Annotated in this window: 19 protein-coding genes; 18 read left to right on the forward strand and 1 reads right to left on the reverse strand. The window is 33.6% G+C overall.

Features of this window, described 5'->3' with window-relative positions; genetic code table 11:
* Nucleotides 1–81: 81 nt before the first annotated feature.
* The 10 genes from spoIIAA to SPD48_RS03225 all read left to right on the forward strand — a co-directional run bounded on the left by spoIIAA (nucleotide 82) and on the right by SPD48_RS03225 (nucleotide 7,719).
* Nucleotides 82–435: an anti-sigma F factor antagonist gene (spoIIAA, locus tag SPD48_RS03180; RefSeq protein WP_336256616.1), complete on the forward strand. Its 354-nt coding sequence runs from the start codon at nucleotides 82–84 to the stop codon at nucleotides 433–435.
* On the forward strand, nucleotides 432–875 hold the full coding sequence (gene spoIIAB, locus SPD48_RS03185; protein WP_336256617.1) for an anti-sigma F factor: 444 nt from the start codon (nucleotides 432–434) through the stop codon (nucleotides 873–875). Before spoIIAA ends, spoIIAB begins: the two co-directional genes overlap by 4 nt.
* 9 nt (nucleotides 876–884) lie before the next feature.
* Nucleotides 885–1,640, forward strand: coding sequence for an RNA polymerase sporulation sigma factor SigF (sigF, locus tag SPD48_RS03190; protein ID WP_336256618.1), 756 nt, complete (start codon nucleotides 885–887; stop codon nucleotides 1,638–1,640).
* Between the two features lie 238 nt (nucleotides 1,641–1,878).
* Complete coding sequence (locus tag SPD48_RS03195) at nucleotides 1,879–2,496, forward strand: stage V sporulation protein AA (RefSeq protein WP_336256619.1); 618 nt, start codon at nucleotides 1,879–1,881, stop codon at nucleotides 2,494–2,496.
* Nucleotides 2,474–2,902, forward strand: coding sequence for a stage V sporulation protein AB (locus tag SPD48_RS03200; protein ID WP_336256620.1), 429 nt, complete (start codon nucleotides 2,474–2,476; stop codon nucleotides 2,900–2,902). The genes SPD48_RS03195 and SPD48_RS03200 overlap by 23 nt, the downstream gene beginning before the upstream one ends.
* A gap of 21 nt (nucleotides 2,903–2,923) precedes the next feature.
* Nucleotides 2,924–4,393, forward strand: coding sequence for a spore germination protein (locus SPD48_RS03205; RefSeq protein WP_336256621.1), 1,470 nt, complete (start codon nucleotides 2,924–2,926; stop codon nucleotides 4,391–4,393).
* Nucleotides 4,394–4,892: 499 nt separating this feature from the next.
* Nucleotides 4,893–6,200: a diaminopimelate decarboxylase gene (lysA, locus tag SPD48_RS03210; protein ID WP_336256622.1), complete on the forward strand. Its 1,308-nt coding sequence runs from the start codon at nucleotides 4,893–4,895 to the stop codon at nucleotides 6,198–6,200.
* A 126-nt stretch (nucleotides 6,201–6,326) separates the two neighbouring features.
* On the forward strand, nucleotides 6,327–6,758 hold the full coding sequence (locus SPD48_RS03215; protein ID WP_336256623.1) for a peptidylprolyl isomerase: 432 nt from the start codon (nucleotides 6,327–6,329) through the stop codon (nucleotides 6,756–6,758).
* A 2-nt stretch (nucleotides 6,759–6,760) separates the two neighbouring features.
* A complete protein-coding gene (locus tag SPD48_RS03220) occupies nucleotides 6,761–7,225 on the forward strand; it encodes a M50 family metallopeptidase (RefSeq protein WP_336256624.1) in 465 nt (154 codons plus the stop codon).
* Nucleotides 7,226–7,338: 113 nt separating this feature from the next.
* A complete protein-coding gene (locus SPD48_RS03225; RefSeq protein ID WP_336256625.1) occupies nucleotides 7,339–7,719 on the forward strand; it encodes a GNAT family N-acetyltransferase in 381 nt (126 codons plus the stop codon).
* A 132-nt stretch (nucleotides 7,720–7,851) separates the two neighbouring features.
* Here the strand turns inward: SPD48_RS03225 and SPD48_RS03230 are convergent, their stop codons facing one another.
* Nucleotides 7,852–7,959 (reverse strand): YjcZ family sporulation protein, encoded by a 108-nt coding sequence (locus SPD48_RS03230; protein ID WP_336256626.1) that lies wholly within the window; start codon nucleotides 7,957–7,959, stop codon nucleotides 7,852–7,854.
* Between the two features lie 139 nt (nucleotides 7,960–8,098).
* Here SPD48_RS03230 and SPD48_RS03235 point away from each other — a divergent pair, with 139 nt between their 5' ends.
* The 8 genes from SPD48_RS03235 (at nucleotide 8,099) to resB (ending at nucleotide 15,800) form a co-directional block, all read left to right on the forward strand.
* The gene (locus SPD48_RS03235) at nucleotides 8,099–8,842 is read left to right on the forward strand and encodes a segregation/condensation protein A (RefSeq protein ID WP_336256627.1); all 744 of its coding nucleotides are present in this window, start codon (nucleotides 8,099–8,101) and stop codon (nucleotides 8,840–8,842) included.
* Nucleotides 8,835–9,410 (forward strand): SMC-Scp complex subunit ScpB, encoded by a 576-nt coding sequence (gene scpB, locus SPD48_RS03240; protein ID WP_336256628.1) that lies wholly within the window; start codon nucleotides 8,835–8,837, stop codon nucleotides 9,408–9,410. Before SPD48_RS03235 ends, scpB begins: the two co-directional genes overlap by 8 nt.
* Nucleotides 9,411–9,486: 76 nt before the next feature.
* Entirely contained in the window at nucleotides 9,487–10,599 is a 1,113-nt protein-coding gene (locus SPD48_RS03245) for a D-alanyl-D-alanine carboxypeptidase family protein (RefSeq protein WP_336256629.1), read from the forward strand.
* Nucleotides 10,592–11,182, forward strand: coding sequence for a nucleoside recognition domain-containing protein (locus SPD48_RS03250; protein ID WP_336256630.1), 591 nt, complete (start codon nucleotides 10,592–10,594; stop codon nucleotides 11,180–11,182). Before SPD48_RS03245 ends, SPD48_RS03250 begins: the two co-directional genes overlap by 8 nt.
* Entirely contained in the window at nucleotides 11,183–11,713 is a 531-nt protein-coding gene (locus SPD48_RS03255; protein WP_336256631.1) for a spore maturation protein, read from the forward strand. It abuts the gene before it with no gap.
* A 1,051-nt stretch (nucleotides 11,714–12,764) separates the two neighbouring features.
* The gene (locus SPD48_RS03260; RefSeq protein WP_336256632.1) at nucleotides 12,765–13,508 is read left to right on the forward strand and encodes a pseudouridine synthase; all 744 of its coding nucleotides are present in this window, start codon (nucleotides 12,765–12,767) and stop codon (nucleotides 13,506–13,508) included.
* 50 nt (nucleotides 13,509–13,558) lie between these two features.
* Entirely contained in the window at nucleotides 13,559–14,125 is a 567-nt protein-coding gene (gene resA / locus SPD48_RS03265) for a thiol-disulfide oxidoreductase ResA (RefSeq protein WP_336256633.1), read from the forward strand.
* 28 nt (nucleotides 14,126–14,153) lie between these two features.
* Nucleotides 14,154–15,800, forward strand: a complete 1,647-nt coding sequence (gene resB, locus SPD48_RS03270) for a cytochrome c biogenesis protein ResB (RefSeq protein WP_336256634.1) — start codon at nucleotides 14,154–14,156, stop codon at nucleotides 15,798–15,800.

Consider the following 15,800-nt stretch of genomic DNA (forward strand, 5'->3'; position numbering starts at 1 on the left):
ACTAGTTTTGTCTAAATGAAGGAATTCACTTTAACTATCACGAAAAAAGTTAGTATGAACAGATAGGAGGCTGAAGAACAAGTGAGTTTAACATCTGACTTTAAAGTAATAGAAAATGTTTTAGTCGTTCGACTGAGCGGGGAATTGGATCATCACGAAGCAGTTATTTTAAGGGAAACATGGCAAAGAAAATTAAGAGAGGAACGAGTCCAACATGTAATTCTTAACTTAGAAGAGATGACCTTTATGGATAGTTCTGGAATTGGTGTGTTGTTGGGACGTTATAAAGAAATTATCCATATGGGTGGTGAGTTAGTTGTTTGTTCGTTAAATCCGGCTATAAGACGTATCTTTGAAATGTCTGGTCTATTTAAAATTATTCGTCTAGCTGAAAATGAACAATTTGCATTAGATTCCTTGGGGGTGGCATCGTGAAAAATGAAATGGAATTAACCTTTTTAAGTGTAAGTGAAAATGAAGCTTTTGCTAGAGCAACTGTTGGTGCATTTATAACTCAATTAGATCCAACTATGGATGAGTTAACAGAAATTAAAACAGTCGTATCAGAGGCAGTTACTAATTCGATAATTCATGGTTATGAGGGTAAAACGACTTGTCATATTAAAATTAAATGTACGATATTTAAAAATAATGAATTAGAATTAATAATTAGTGATCAAGGTGTAGGTATTGAAAATATTCATGAAGCAAAAGAACCACTTTTTACGTCAAAACCCCAGTTGGAAAGATCTGGTATGGGTTTTACGATTATGGAAAGCTTTATGGATTCTTTAGAAGTTTTTTCAAAAACAGGTCATGGAACGACGCTTATAATGAAAAAACAATTAACAAAGACGAAAACTGTTTGTCATTAGGTGAGCAAAATGAATGTACATGTGAAAGAAAATAATGACAAGAACATGTTAACGAATGAGCAGGTTAGAGAACTCATAGATAGGAGTCAGCAAGGAGATAAAGAGGCTAGAGATCTCTTAGTTGAAAAAAATGTTCGGCTCGTTTGGTCGGTGGTACAAAGGTTTATTAATCGGGGTTATGAACCGGATGATCTATTTCAAATTGGTAGCATTGGATTAATTAAGTCAATAGATAAATTTGATTTAACATATGAAGTACGTTTTTCAACCTATGCAGTACCAATGATAATAGGTGAGATTCAGCGTTTTATTCGGGATGATGGAACAATAAAAGTGAGTCGCTCTATTAAAGAATTAGGAAATAAAATTAGAGTGAAAAAGGAAGAATTAACAAAGACATTAAATCGTTCACCTACAGTTCAAGAAGTAGCTGACGCGTTAGAAATAACACCTGAAGAGGTTGCGCAAGCTCAAGATGCCATTAAATACCCACATTCCATTCATGAAACAGTCTATGAAAATGGTGGCGAACCAATTACATTATTAGATCAAATAGCAAATGATGATAAACATTGGTTTGATAGGTTATCATTAGAAGAAGCAATACGTAGCCTGGAAGAAAGAGAAAGATTGATTGTATACTTACGTTACTATAAAGATAAGACACAATCTCAAGTTGCCAAACGGCTAGGAATTTCACAGGTACAAGTATCTAGGCTGGAGAAAAAAATATTAGAAGATATGAAAGAAAAAATGAATCAATAAAGATTAATTTTAGAGTTAGTTCGTATTCGTAGAATGGGGACTAACTTTTTTGTTGTCTGAGAAAATAAGTATAGTCTGTATGAAACATAATAACAATGGAAGATATATAGTCTACTGACCTTATTGCTGATTATAAAAGTTTTTTTGAAGAAAATTATATTGCATACTACTTATTTTTTTACACATACTATTTGTATTCATACAATCTATTTTGCTCATGAAAAGGGTGTGAATACTTATGAATAATATTGTTTATTTACGCATGAAAAAGAAAACAACGGTACTTCCAGGATCTACTCTTAAATTAAAAGATATTGCCTTTATATCTACAACTGGACCAGAAAAGGAAAAAATTGAAAATACACATATTTATCGAATAAAGGAAGAAGATAATGACTATGTTCTTATCGATTGCTTTCTAATAATAAGCCATTTTAATAAGGTATATCCTAATTTAGAATTTGAATTAGTCGGATACAATGAGACCATTGTACATGTGAAAGAAAAAGCTATGAATCCGCCAATAATTCTTATCAGTTTTGTGTGGCTGATACTTTTCATTGGATCTGCTATGACGATTATCAATTTTCATTATGATGTCAGTATGCAGGAAGTTCAACAAAGAATTCATTATATATTTACAGGTAAAAAAGAAGAATTTCCATTATGGATTCAAATCCCTTATTCCATTGGTTTAGGAGTTGGGATGGTCTTATTTTTAAATCAATGGTTTAAAAAACGTTTCAACGAAGAGCCAAGTCCACTAGAGGTGGAAATTTTTAACTACCAAAAAGATGTAGATAACTATATTGCTTATCATGAAAATAATTTAAATGAGGAAGAACGATATTTATAAACTAGTTGAAGTAATGGTCGGCTTTTCGAGCGGAGTAATCATTGGAGGCGGATTTGTTGCCATCTTAACTGTTTTAGGAGTAATCCCTAGATTAGTTCAAATATCGAAATCGGTGAAACTCGTAAATATATATGCTTCATCTGTTATTTTAGGGGTATTATTCGGTACTTATTTATCATTTACAACTATTACATGGGATCAACCAATGATGATGTTGCTATTTTGGGGAGCAATTCATGGAATTTTCAATGGTATGCTTGCAGCAGCATTAACTGAAATATTAAACGTGTTTCCATTGTTGTCTAAACGTATCGGATTAGAAAAATATATATTCTTACTGTTAATGGCGATCGTTTTCGGCAAAATCACTGGGTCGTTATTTCAATGGTTATATTTAGTCAGATAAGTAAGAAAAAGGAGCAGTAGAATGGGTCAATACAAGACACTAGAGTACGTATCGAAAGATTTAAAAATAAATGAAAAATATATGAAAACTGAAGTAGGAGCAACAATTTCCTATGATATTGGATTTAGAGAGTTAATCATTTTAGAAAATGAAATTCAATTATATTATGTAAATGGGATAGTTGATGATATGACTATTGTCCAAATTTTGAGAGAACTGATCGAAACGAACGATTTTGAATCTGAAGAAGATAAAATGTTCGACATCATTAAAAATCGTTTAGTTAACCAGCAGGTAACACAAATCAATAAAATCGATGAGGTAACAGATCAATTATTATCGGGTTTAATTGTCATTTTTGTAGACGGAGAAAGAAATGCTTTTGTAGTTGATGTTAGAAATTATCCGGGTAGACAACCTGAGGAACCAGATACCGAACGAGTAATTAGAGGATCGAGAGATGGTTTTACTGAAAATGTAGTAGAAAGTACAGGTTTGATCCGAAGAAGGATACGGGATAAACGGCTTAGAAATGAAATGCTTCGTGTTGGTAAACGATCAAAAACAGATGTTTGTGTATGTTATATTAATGATATAGCAAATGAAGAATATGTAAATTTGGTAAAAGAAAAGATTCAGAAAATAGATATAGATGGTCTTGTCATGGCAGATAAAGCACTTACAGAATTATTCGTCGATTATAATTGGAATCCATTCCCGCTAGTGCGGTATACAGAAAGGCCAGATGTAGCAGCACACCATATTTTGTCAGGTTATGTCGTAGTCATTGTAGATACATCTCCTAGTGTTGTCATTATGCCAACGACATTTTTTGATCATTTGGAACATGCAGAGGAATATAGACAAACTCCAATGGTTGGTACGTTTACTAGGTGGTTTCGTATTTTAGCAGTAATTGCTTCACTTTTTTTGACTCCAGTATGGTTATTATTTGTTTTAGAACCAGATTTACTACCTAATGCCTTGTCATTTATTGGACCAAAGGAGACTGGTCATATTCCAATTCCATTACAAATAATATTAGCTGATATTGGTGTAGAATTTTTGCGAATGGCTGCGGTACATACGCCAACTCCACTTGCAACGGCACTTGGTTTAATTGCAGCGGTATTAATAGGAGATATTGCCATAACTGTAGGTCTTTTTAGTCCAGAGGTAATTTTATATGTTGCAATCAGCACAATTGGAACGTATGTTACACCTAGTTATGAGTTAAGTGTAGCTAATAAAATTGTAAAGCTATTTTTATTATTAATGACCATGTTCTTTGGGTTAAATGGTTTTTTAATCGGATTTACGCTCAGTATTTTATTTTGGGTAAATTTAAAAACATTAAAAACACCATATTTTTGGCCACTTATCCCTTTTGACGCTATTGCTTTATTACGTTTTATTTTAAGAATTCCTGTACCTTTTGTACATAGTCGACCAAGCATTGTTCACCCAAAAGATAGAATCAGGCAAAAATAATATTTAAATAAATGGATAAATAAAATGAATACGGCCGCTGAAGCGTTGCCCGCGGGTAAAGGAGACACAGTGAAAGCAAGTGGTAGCGTTGCTTGAACTGATGTCGCTCTTATGCCTGTGGTGAAAGCGATTGTCCGGAGCGCAAATCAACGATGCGGTATCTATATTTGGAAGAGGGAATTTAAAATAAACTACGTCACAGTTTATATCAAATACAACAATAAAATCTTGGAATATAGTAGTATTTTTAAGCAACCAGTTACTCGGAAATAATTTAGGAAGTGAATCACTAAACTTCTTAATACTTCCAAGTTTTATTTATCAATTCACGCTACGAGAGTTAAAATAAAGATCATTAACAATTAATAATTTAAAATCAACATAACAAGCTATTTCTATTATTAATTTTTAAGCTCACATAAGCTAATATTCTTTCGTTTTTAACATCGTTATGGTACTATCTTATACCATACAAGAACGTTATTCACGGAGGATTTAGATGATCATTGATAATCATTCATTTTCAGTTAATGAAAAAGGACACTTAAAAATTGGACAATTAGATGCAGTTGACTTAGCAAAAGAATATGGTACTCCACTTTATGTTTACGATGTAGAAAAGATTAGAGAAAACTGTCGAACATTTGTGAATACTTTTCGGAGCTTAAATGTCAAAGCGCAAGTGACCTATGCAAGTAAAGCATTTTCGTCTGTAGCTATTTTGCAAGTAATCAAACAAGAAGGCTTAAGCTTAGATGTAGTATCAGCTGGTGAGTTATATACAGCATTAAAAGCAGATTTCCCGGTTGAAAAAATTCACCTACACGGTAACAATAAAAGTAAAGCGGAAATTGAAATGGCTATTGAAAATAATATCGGTTGCATTATTATCGATAATTTTTACGAAATTGAATTATTAGAAATGTTACTTGAAAAGCACCAAAAAGAAATAGATGTTTTAATTCGAGTTACTCCAGGAATTGAATCTGAAACACATCAATATATTATGACAGGAAATGAAGATTCTAAATTTGGTTTTAACTTACAAAACGGTCAGGCACAAAAAGCATTTGAGCGGCTTATAAATCATCAACGCATTAAATTAAAAGGTCTGCACTCACATATTGGTTCACAGATTTTTACTACGAAAAGCTTTACGTTAGCAGTAGAAATATTGTTTGAATTAATTTCTGAATGGAAAAAAGAATATAATTTCATCCCTGAAGTAATGAATTTTGGTGGTGGATTCGGCATCAGGTACACAAAGGATGATGAGCCAATTCCTCATAAGAAACATGTTTCCGAAATTGTGAAAGCTGTACAAAAAGAAGTAAATAAACTTCAAATGGCCCTGCCTGAAATATGGATTGAACCAGGAAGATCTATCGTAGGTAATGCTGGAATTACCTTATACACAGTTGGTTCAATGAAAGAAATACCGGATGTAAGAGATTATGTTGCAATCGACGGTGGGATGGCAGATAATATTCGTCCAGCACTTTATGAAGCAAAATACGATGCGGTAATTGCTAATAAAGTGAAAATGCCGGTTACGAAGGAAGTTTCAATTGCAGGAAAATGTTGTGAATCTGGAGATATGTTAATATGGGATCTTAAAGTTCCAGAAATAGAACATAATGATATTTTAGCAGTATTTTCAACAGGTGCTTATGGTTACTCTATGGCAAGTAATTACAATCGGTTTACCAGACCTGCTGTTGTCTTCGTTGAAAACGGAAAATCAAAATTAGTGGTAAAACGTGAAACAGTTGCAGATATTGTAAAAAATGATTTATCTTACTTGTAAGACAACTATAGTTCTGGAAGAATAATACGTTGTAGTGTAGAATGTATATTTAGATAAAATGAGCTTATTCCAATTTTGATCACAATGTGATGGATAATAGCTATAATAAAGGAGAGTTTGGTTATAATGAAAACAGGTTATATTTTAATGAAAAATGGTGACAAAATAGATTTCGAATTATATGAGGATGCTGCACCTAAAACGGTAGAAAATTTTGAGAAACTTGCTAATGAAGGTTTTTATAATGGGTTAACATTTCACCGAGTAATCCCGGGGTTTGTAAGTCAAGGAGGCTGTCCAGTCGGAAACGGAACAGGAAATGCTGGTCATACAATCAAGTGTGAAACTGAAGGCAATCCGCATAACCATGTGGAAGGGGCTTTATCTATGGCACATGCAGGAAAAGACACAGGCAGTTGTCAATTTTTTATTGTTCATGAGCCTCAGCCACATTTAGATGGTGTTCATACAGTATTCGGACAAGTAACAAATGGAGTAGAGCATGCGAAGAATATGCAAAATGGAGACATTATTGAGGAAATTAGCGTACAAGCTTAAAAATGATAGCAATTGATTTTTTACTATTATTTCTTCTAATTGCTCCTTTTAGTTTACTATTTCACGAGATTGGACATGCAGTTGGAGCAAAAATATTTCAAGCGTCTTCTATCCAATTATCTTTAGGAGTAGGAAACAAATTATGGGCAGCGCGTTGGCAAAATATTCACATAACGATTTATACCTTTTTTCTAGTAAATAGTTATGTCGCTTCCATACGAGAAGAAAGGTTTAGCAAAAAAGAAAAGATAATTATTGCTCTCCTCGGTCCTATGTTTAGTTTACTATTAGCGACTTTACTTTTTATCGTGTATCATGCTTTTATTTCTGCTAATGTTGTATACATATTTTTCTTATTTAATGTATGGATTTTTTTTATCAATTTAATACCTATAAAAATTGGACAAAAGCAATCAGACGGGTATACTATATGTAAATTAATGTTAAAACGAAACTACGACAAGTGAATCAAAATAGTTAAATATTTATAAAATAATTCACATTATTAACAGAGAAATATATAATGGAAACAGTAAATTGTTTTAAAGATATTTAAAGTAAATTTAATGAGGGGTTTTTTATGTTAATTCGTTATAAAAAAAACCATGAAAAGATTGCAATGGGCTTATTATCCTTTATGCCAGTAGAAAAAGATGTAAAGCAACTTCAGCAGACGATGAAAGAATATGATACAAATCCTAACTGGCATCTTTACTTATGGAGAGAAGATGATGATGTAGTAGGAGCTATTGGATTGAAAATTGAAGATGAACTTAATGTAGTAGTTCAACATATTTCTGTGAATCCTTCTTATCGTAATATAGGTATTGGCAAAAAAATTGTGGAAGAAATAAAAGCAATCTATGGAGAAAAATATGATGTCTGTGGAAATGAGTTAACACAGCAATTTTTTCAAAAGTGTTCCAAAGATCCCAATAACGAAGAGGATCAGACCAATTAACAAATAAAAATTTTGAATAAAACCAGCCAAATAGGCTGGTTTTTTATTCCATGGAACTCATTCGTGAATGTAGAAATTAACTTGTAATGAATTATCTCCAGCAAGGATTACGCCTTGCTGAAGAATATTCTTTTATAACCAAGCTGCACCAACAATAATGAGAAGGATAAACAATACAACGATTAACGCAAAACCACCGCCATAACCAAATCCGCGTCCACAACCGCCATCATAACCCATTACTATTCCTCCTTTAAATTTGGGGGTTTAATCATCTTACAGTAATAACGTATGAGGATAGGTGACTGGATGTATAGGCATATATGCTAAAATACATTATAATTATCTTTGTATATAAATTTGGAATGAGGATGAACGTATGAACGGTTCTTATCAAGTTAAATTAGATACATTTGAGGGCCCACTCGATCTACTATTACATTTAGTGAATGAATTAGAAATTGATATTTATGATATCCCAGTCTCTGAAATAACCGAGCAATATATGAACTATGTTACTGCCATGCAGGAAATTGAATTAAATGTAGCAAGTGAATATTTAGTAATGGCAGCAACCTTACTTGAAATTAAAAGTGCCATGTTATTACCCAAAAAAGAAATAGAATATGAGGATGAATATGAAGAGGATCCTCGTGATGAATTAATTGCAAGACTGATTGAATACAGAAAATATAAATTAGCTGCAGAAGAATTAAAGGAAAAAGAGTTGGAAGAAAACCAACTGTATACCCGAACACCTATCCAATTTGATGACCAATTTATTAATGATTATTCAACTAACAATGGAGAAGTGTCAATATATGATATGATCAATGCACTTGGAAATGTTCTTAAACGAAAACAATGGAGAGCTCCGTTGGAAACAAAAATAAATCGAATGGAAATTTCTATTGAACAAAGGATGGAAGAAGTCCTGAATTTAATAATTAAATCAGACCATCCAATTGAATTCGATCAATTGTTTCCTTTCCCAAATCGGACCCATATAGTTACTACTTTTTTAGCAGTATTACAATTAATTAAAAACAATAAAATTTATTGTAAACAAGATGTGCACTTTCAGCCTATTTTAATAAGCAGAATGGAGGCCAAAAGTGGTTAAAACAATTAAATATAAAGGGATTGTTGAAGGATTATTATTTGCTAGTGGAGATGAAGGAATCACAAGTAATCAAATTGCCAAAGTATTAGAGGTTGCTGAAGAAACAGTCGAACATTTAATTGAAGAGTTAAAATTTGATTATGAACATATCAACCGTGGAATGACTATCATCCAATCAAATGAAGTCTTTCATCTGACTACAAAACCTGAGCATAATGATTATTATAAAAAACTTTTACAAAATCCACGTTCAACCAGAATGTCACAGGCAACACTTGAAACATTAGCAATTATTGCTTATAAACAACCGATAACTAGGGTAGAAATTGAAGAGATTAGAGGCGTCAATAGTGATTATGCGGTTCAAACATTACTTGCACGCTCTTTAATTGAAAGCGTGGGAAGAAAGGAAGGGATTGGTAGGCCAGTTCTATTCGGAACAACAGCTGAATTTTTAACTTATTTTGGGCTATCTTCCATAGAAGAGCTACCACCTTTATCAAGTGAATTTGATCCATCTATCATAGAAAAAGAGGCAGATTTATTTTTTCAACGCGAGGAAAAGTAAGCTTAAATAAGAAATATATCATATGTCATGTTAAGGCGCATAAAATAGACTATATCCATTGGATAGGAGGAAATTTATGCGCCTATTTTTGATTCGCACAATTTTATTTTTTATCTTGTTCTTTTTTTTATTTCCGCCAATTGGACAATCAGTTGAGGAATTGTCTGTTTCGGCTAATAATGCAGTATTGATTGAAGCAAGTTCTGGGAGAATCTTATTTGAAAAAGAGGCTCATGAAAAACGACCTATCGCAAGTATAACAAAAGTAATGACTGCAATAATTGCTATTGAACAAGGTAACTTAGACGACATGGTTAAAGTGAGTAAGCGAGCCGTACATACTGAAGGATCCTCCATTTACCTTCAAGAAAATGAAAAAATGTCATTGAAGGACTTACTATATGGGCTTATGCTACGCTCTGGGAATGATGCTTCAGTAGCAATAGCTGAACATATTGGTGGAAGTGTTGAAGGCTTCACTTTATTAATGAATGAAAAAGCGCGTTACTTAGGTATGACTAATACACATTTTGCGAACCCTCATGGACTCGATGAGGACGGGCATTTTTCTTCTGCATATGATATCGCCATACTTATGAGAAATGCCATGGAGAATGATATTTTCAAAGAAATTTCTGCATCTGAAAACTATCAATCCGAAGATAGAACGTATAAATGGATTAATAAGAACAAACTATTAACTCAATACTATAACTATTGTACCGGAGGAAAAACTGGTTTTACGAAAAAAGCCGGTAGAACTCTTGTTACTACAGCCGAAAAAGATTCATTATCGTTAATAGTAGTGACATTAGATGGACCAGACGATTGGAATGATCATACAGCTCTATTTGAATGGGGATTTAATGAACATTCATTAGTTAAATTGGAAAGTAAGGGACAGAGAATATTTGTTTCAGGAGAATCGTTAATAACGGGGCTTATCAAGGATGATATATTGTTGCCACTTAGAAAAGAAGAATATACAAGTCTTAGAAAAAAAGCCATTATCAAAGATGTGAGTGAAACTACTTCAGAGGAAACAAAAATTGGGACCATTACCTATTTGTTAGATGGTGAAAAACTTTTAGAAGTTCCTGTTTATTACTCCGAAACGGGTAACGATTCATTTACGAGTCATTTAATTGAAATGGTTAAAAGTCTTTTAGGGTTTGATAAAGATGGTTAATTTAATCTGGGCTTTTATGGCGATCATTGGTATAGTCTATGCTATTTTTAATGGGACGATGGACCAGGTAAATCAAGCATTATTTCAAAGCGCTAATGAGGCAGTAACTTTATCAATTGGTCTGATCAGTATTCTCGTATTTTGGTTGGGAATCATGAAAATTGCAGAAACTGCTGGGATATTAAACGTATTGGCAATAATATTTAGACCAGTCATTTATAGATTGTTTCCTGAGATCCCTAAAGACCATCCAGCGATTGGCTATATTTTATCAAACTTAACAGCGAATATGTTTGGCTTGGGAAATGCAGCTACCCCTATGGGTCTAAAAGCAATGGAAGAAATGAAAAAGCTTAGCAACTCACCAATTGCTTCTCGATCAATGATTACATTTTTAGCACTAAACACTTCCAGTTTAACATTAATACCGACAACTGTTATCGCAATACGAATGCAATATGATTCTGTCGCTCCTACTGAAATAGTGGGTACTACAATTATTGCAACCATTTTTTCTTCCTTATCTGCAGTTTTACTAGATCGTTTTTTTTACCATATGACTAAAGATAAAGAGGGATTATAAATGAGTATTATTACATCCGTAAGCACGTATATTATTCCTTGTTTTATATTAATAGTCTTAGTAATTGCCTCATACAAAAAGTTACCTTCTTATGAGTTATTTGTTGAAGGAGGAAAAGAGGGGATACAAATGGCTTTTTCTCTGCTGCCTTTTCTCCTCGGTATGATTGTAGCTATTTCTATTTTAAGAAGTTCAGGGGCTTTAGAGGCGTTTATAAATCTTATTACACCGCTGTTAGTATTGATCGGTGTTCCTCCTGAAATTGTCCCCTTAGCACTAATCCGTCCTATTTCAGGAACCGCCGCTCTTGGAATGACAACTGAATTAACCCAACATTATGGTCCAGATTCATTTATTGGGAGATTAGCAGCAACAATGCAAGGTAGTACAGATACAACATTATATATTATTACAATTTATTTTGGAGCAGTTGGTATTAAGAAGATGCGTTATGCTTTGAAAGTAGGTTTACTTGCAGATTTAGTTGGGATTTCAGTAGCAATTATTATTGTGAAATTAGTTTTTGGATAGAATAGACTCTTAACTGTCACACCAACAAAGTGAGTTTAAACACATACGCGGATTAACTTGAACAGGCTTCCAATTATTCTCTTGACAAACCTTTCATGATCAAGATGTTTCACAAAAGATATAAACTGTGCAGTAATTTTGGAAAGTAATTACCTTACCGCTACGGAAATATGCTACGCTTTTCGCGGGCGGCTGTTGAGCCTCCTCAACTATTGAAGGAAGGCAGACTAAAATCGCCCTTTGAGGGCAACGTCTGCATACCCCTTGCCGGGGCAGGGTCTCACCGAGGCCTTTCCTCCCGCAGAAGTCTTCACATATTTCCTTCGCTGAGTGTGCCTGTTAACAGCTCTGCACGTTTTGATACTACTATCACAATGGTGATTGAAGCCGGAGGGCAGTCGACTCCTGTGGGAACAGCACGAGTCTGAAGACCCCGTAGGAAGTGGTCTTTGCTTCCGAGGAGGCTGAAGCCGTGCCCACGGTAAAGGAGACACAGTGAAAGCGAGTGTTAGCGTAGCTTGAAATGATGTCACTCTTATGCCTGTGGTGAAAGCAAACTGCCTGAAGGCGGAAATCAACGATGCAGTTACACGGTTTACAAATTTTCACTACTGAACAGTCTATATCAAATGCGACGATAAAATACCTTGGTATAGAGTTATATTTTCAATCAACTAGATAATTGAAAAAACAACTAAGGAAGTGGATCACTAAATTTCCCAGTATTACAAAGGTTTATTTATCTATTTCACGTTGCGAAAGTTGAGAATACTATTTTAAGCAAAATTAATTAAAACTTCACTCTCGAAATCTCTAGAATACATAAATGGATAAAAATAAATACACAAGTTATTCGTTAGATATATCATCTAACGTTTTTTCTTTTTTGTGTACGTTTATTAATTCTCTTTATATTCAAGGTTCTTTCACTTTTGTTCCCGCTTTTAATTGTGCTATGATTATTTAATGGTCACTAGCGAATAGATGTGTCCATGTTTGAATTTCTATTTTTTATACAATAATACATATTAAATAAAGAAATGGTGATACAATGTCAACTAATTTGGAAAGACTACAAAAAGTGATTGCCCAAAGTGGACTTACCTCAAGAAGAAAAGCTGAAGAATTAATCATTTCTGGGAGGGTAAAAGTAAATAGCAAAGTAGTCACAACTCTAGGTACAAAAGTCTCTCCTAAGGATGAGATTGCAGTAGATGATGTTCCAATAGAGAAAGAAAAATTTGTTTATTATTTATTATATAAACCACGTGGCTTTATCTCAGCAGTAGAAGATGATCGAGGAAGAGAAACAGTGATTGATTTGATGGAAGACGTCCAGCAAAGAATATTCCCAATCGGGCGCTTAGATTATACTACTTCAGGAATATTGCTGCTTACGAATGATGGTGACTTTGCTCATTTATTAATGCATCCCAAGCATGAAATTGAAAAAGTGTATGTCGCTAAAGTTAAGGGTATACCTAGTAAGAGCTCTCTCAATCGAATGATTAAAGGCGTCACAGATAATGGGGAACTATTAAAAGCTATGAACTATAAAGTAATTTCTGTTGATAAAAAAAAGGAAACGATGATCTTAGAAATCACTTTACATGAAGGTAAAAATCGTCATATAAGAAGAATGATGGATCAGATTGGTCATCCGATATTGAAGCTTAAGCGAGAAAGATATGGTTCACTTACACTAAAACAGCTTCAACCAGGTCGTTTCCGCCCTTTAACACGTCAGGAAGTTCACCAATTAACAATGCAAGCGTCTAAAAATGTTAAACAATAGACAAATATTACTTACTAATAAGTGTTATAATGTGTTTGGGAGTGATCAAGATGGTCCTTGAAGATGCGCGAAAAAATAAACGCAATAAAATGAAGAAACGTTTTATATTTAGGACGGTTGTTTTGGCAATACTAGTAGGTGCAGTAGTATTTGCATTAGTTACAAACTTAAATAAAGATAAAGAAATTTACAAAGTAGGAGATAAAGCTCCAGACTTTGAACTGTTACAAATAAATGAAAACAATGATCTTGAAAAGATACGTCTAAGTGACCTTGAAGGAAAAGGAGTAATGCTTAATTTTTGGGCAACGTATTGTAAACCATGTGAAGTTGAAATGCCATATATGGAATCCCTGTACCCGGAATATAAAGATGACATTGAGATTGTAGCAGTTAGTTTAGATGCGAGTGATTTAGTAATTCACCAATTTATTGACAAATATGACCTGACATTCCCTGTACTTCATGATAAAAAAACTGAAGTAATGGATTTATATAATGTCGGGCCAATTCCGAGCACCTTTTTTATTAACTCGGAAGGTGAAATTGTGGACAAGGTCGCTGGAGCATTAACATTAGAGAAATTGGAAAGTTACTTTAAAGAAATACAACCGTAGTAATTTATAACTTTAGTGAGGGATTTTGATGGATAAGATAAAGTGCGAATGTGGGCATGTTAATCCTGAAGGTACGGTTCTCTGTGAATCATGTGGGAAACCAATTGAAGAGAACCAACACATTGATGGAAATGATAAAACTAAATTATTAAATATGCGTTATGATGGTACAGCAAGAAGATCACAAACATATAATCGAACAATCATTGATAAAACATGGAACTTTTTTTCATCTGTAAAAGTAGGAGTAATGCTAATTATAATTGCACTAATTGCATCTGGACTAGGAACTATTTTCCCTCAGGAAATGTACATTCCTCCGGAAGCCGAGAATCGTGATCCGGCTGTTTTTTATGAAGATTGGTATGGACTTCCAGGAAAAATCTATTATCAATTAGGCTTGTATGATTTATATAGTTCTTGGTGGTATATGATTTTAATTGCGTTAATTGGAGTCTCTTTAGTTATTTGTAGTATTGATCGTTTTGTTCCTTTATACCGTGCTTTAAAAATTCAGCAACCTAAACGGCATAATACTTTTCTTAGCAGACAAAGATTATTTAGTAAAACAGATGTTGTTTCTGATGAACATAAGAAAGCATTTGTATCTAATTTAAAGAAACAGCGGTATAAAATTGTTGAGAAGGATGGCAATATTCTTGCGGAAAAAAACAGGTTTTCTCGTTGGGGACCATATGTGAATCATATTGGATTAATCATTATTTTAATTGCTGCCCTTTTAAGGATGACGCCGTTTCTCTATTTAGATGAATATGTATGGGTAAGAGAAGGAGAGCAAAAACTGATTCCGGGTACGGATGGGGAATATTATATTGAAAACAAACGATTTTTGTTAGAATTATATGACGAAAATGATGAACGTTTTAAAGCAGCCATGGAAAGAAAGGGCCAACTGGTACATAAAAATTACCAAACAGATGCCATTATTTATAAAGCAAAAGATAATCAGATTGTCGGACAAGAACCAGAGTTAGAAAAAGTGAAGGAAAGTTCTATCCGGATGAATGAACCATTAAAGTTTGATGGATACACATTATATCAATCTGGATATCAAGAGAATGAATTTGCTAATATGACATTTAAAGTCTATGAAAAAGCTGATGCTGATCAAAAGGCTTTAGGAGAACTGACTATTGATTTAACTTCACCTGAAAAAACCTATGATCTAGACAATGGAATTAAAGTACAAGTTACACAGTATTACCCTGATTATGAATTAGAGGATGGAGAACCTAGATCAGTTTCTAAGTTTCCAAGAAACCCAGCATTCGTATTTAATGTATTCCCTCCAAATTCAGATCAAGGGGAAGTAAGCTTTGTTGGAATTGGAAAAAACATTGATGCTACTGGAGAAAATAAATATAAATTAGGAATTTTAGATTTTGAAATGCGATATGCCAGTGGTATTACCGTTAGACGTGATTACACGTTGCCTCTCTTTATCGTTGGAGCAGCAATATTTATGATTGGAGTTGTACAAGGCATGTATTGGCATCATCGCCGAATATGGATTAATCCAAAAGAACAAGGAATATTACTAGCTGCACACACAAATAAAAATTGGTTTGGACTTAAAAAAGACATTGAAAAGGCAATCGAAGGCACAGATATTCAAATGGTCATTGACCAGGAAGAAGTAGAAAAAGAGGCCTAG

The sequence above is a fragment of the Pseudogracilibacillus sp. SE30717A genome (genome assembly GCF_037071985.1).
GTDB lineage: Bacteria > Bacillota > Bacilli > Bacillales > Amphibacillaceae > Pseudogracilibacillus.

Bases quoted from the DNA above. Each gene is read 5' to 3' on its own strand.
- sigF (WP_336256618.1), top strand. From the start codon at position 885: ATGAATGTACATGTGAAAGAAAATAATGACAAGAACATGTTAACGAAT.
- SPD48_RS03195 (WP_336256619.1), top strand. From the start codon at position 1,879: ATGAATAATATTGTTTATTTACGCATGAAAAAGAAAACAACGGTACTT.
- SPD48_RS03200 (WP_336256620.1), top strand. From the start codon at position 2,474: ATGAGGAAGAACGATATTTATAAACTAGTTGAAGTAATGGTCGGCTTT.
- SPD48_RS03205 (WP_336256621.1), top strand. From the start codon at position 2,924: ATGGGTCAATACAAGACACTAGAGTACGTATCGAAAGATTTAAAAATA.
- lysA (WP_336256622.1), top strand. From the start codon at position 4,893: ATGATCATTGATAATCATTCATTTTCAGTTAATGAAAAAGGACACTTA.
- SPD48_RS03215 (WP_336256623.1), top strand. From the start codon at position 6,327: ATGAAAACAGGTTATATTTTAATGAAAAATGGTGACAAAATAGATTTC.
- SPD48_RS03220 (WP_336256624.1), top strand. From the start codon at position 6,761: ATGATAGCAATTGATTTTTTACTATTATTTCTTCTAATTGCTCCTTTT.
- SPD48_RS03225 (WP_336256625.1), top strand. From the start codon at position 7,339: ATGTTAATTCGTTATAAAAAAAACCATGAAAAGATTGCAATGGGCTTA.
- SPD48_RS03230 (WP_336256626.1), bottom strand. From the start codon at position 7,959: ATGGGTTATGATGGCGGTTGTGGACGCGGATTTGGTTATGGCGGTGGT.
- SPD48_RS03235 (WP_336256627.1), top strand. From the start codon at position 8,099: ATGAACGGTTCTTATCAAGTTAAATTAGATACATTTGAGGGCCCACTC.
- SPD48_RS03245 (WP_336256629.1), top strand. From the start codon at position 9,487: ATGCGCCTATTTTTGATTCGCACAATTTTATTTTTTATCTTGTTCTTT.
- SPD48_RS03250 (WP_336256630.1), top strand. From the start codon at position 10,592: ATGGTTAATTTAATCTGGGCTTTTATGGCGATCATTGGTATAGTCTAT.
- SPD48_RS03255 (WP_336256631.1), top strand. From the start codon at position 11,183: ATGAGTATTATTACATCCGTAAGCACGTATATTATTCCTTGTTTTATA.
- SPD48_RS03260 (WP_336256632.1), top strand. From the start codon at position 12,765: ATGTCAACTAATTTGGAAAGACTACAAAAAGTGATTGCCCAAAGTGGA.
- resA (WP_336256633.1), top strand. From the start codon at position 13,559: ATGGTCCTTGAAGATGCGCGAAAAAATAAACGCAATAAAATGAAGAAA.
- resB (WP_336256634.1), top strand. From the start codon at position 14,154: ATGGATAAGATAAAGTGCGAATGTGGGCATGTTAATCCTGAAGGTACG.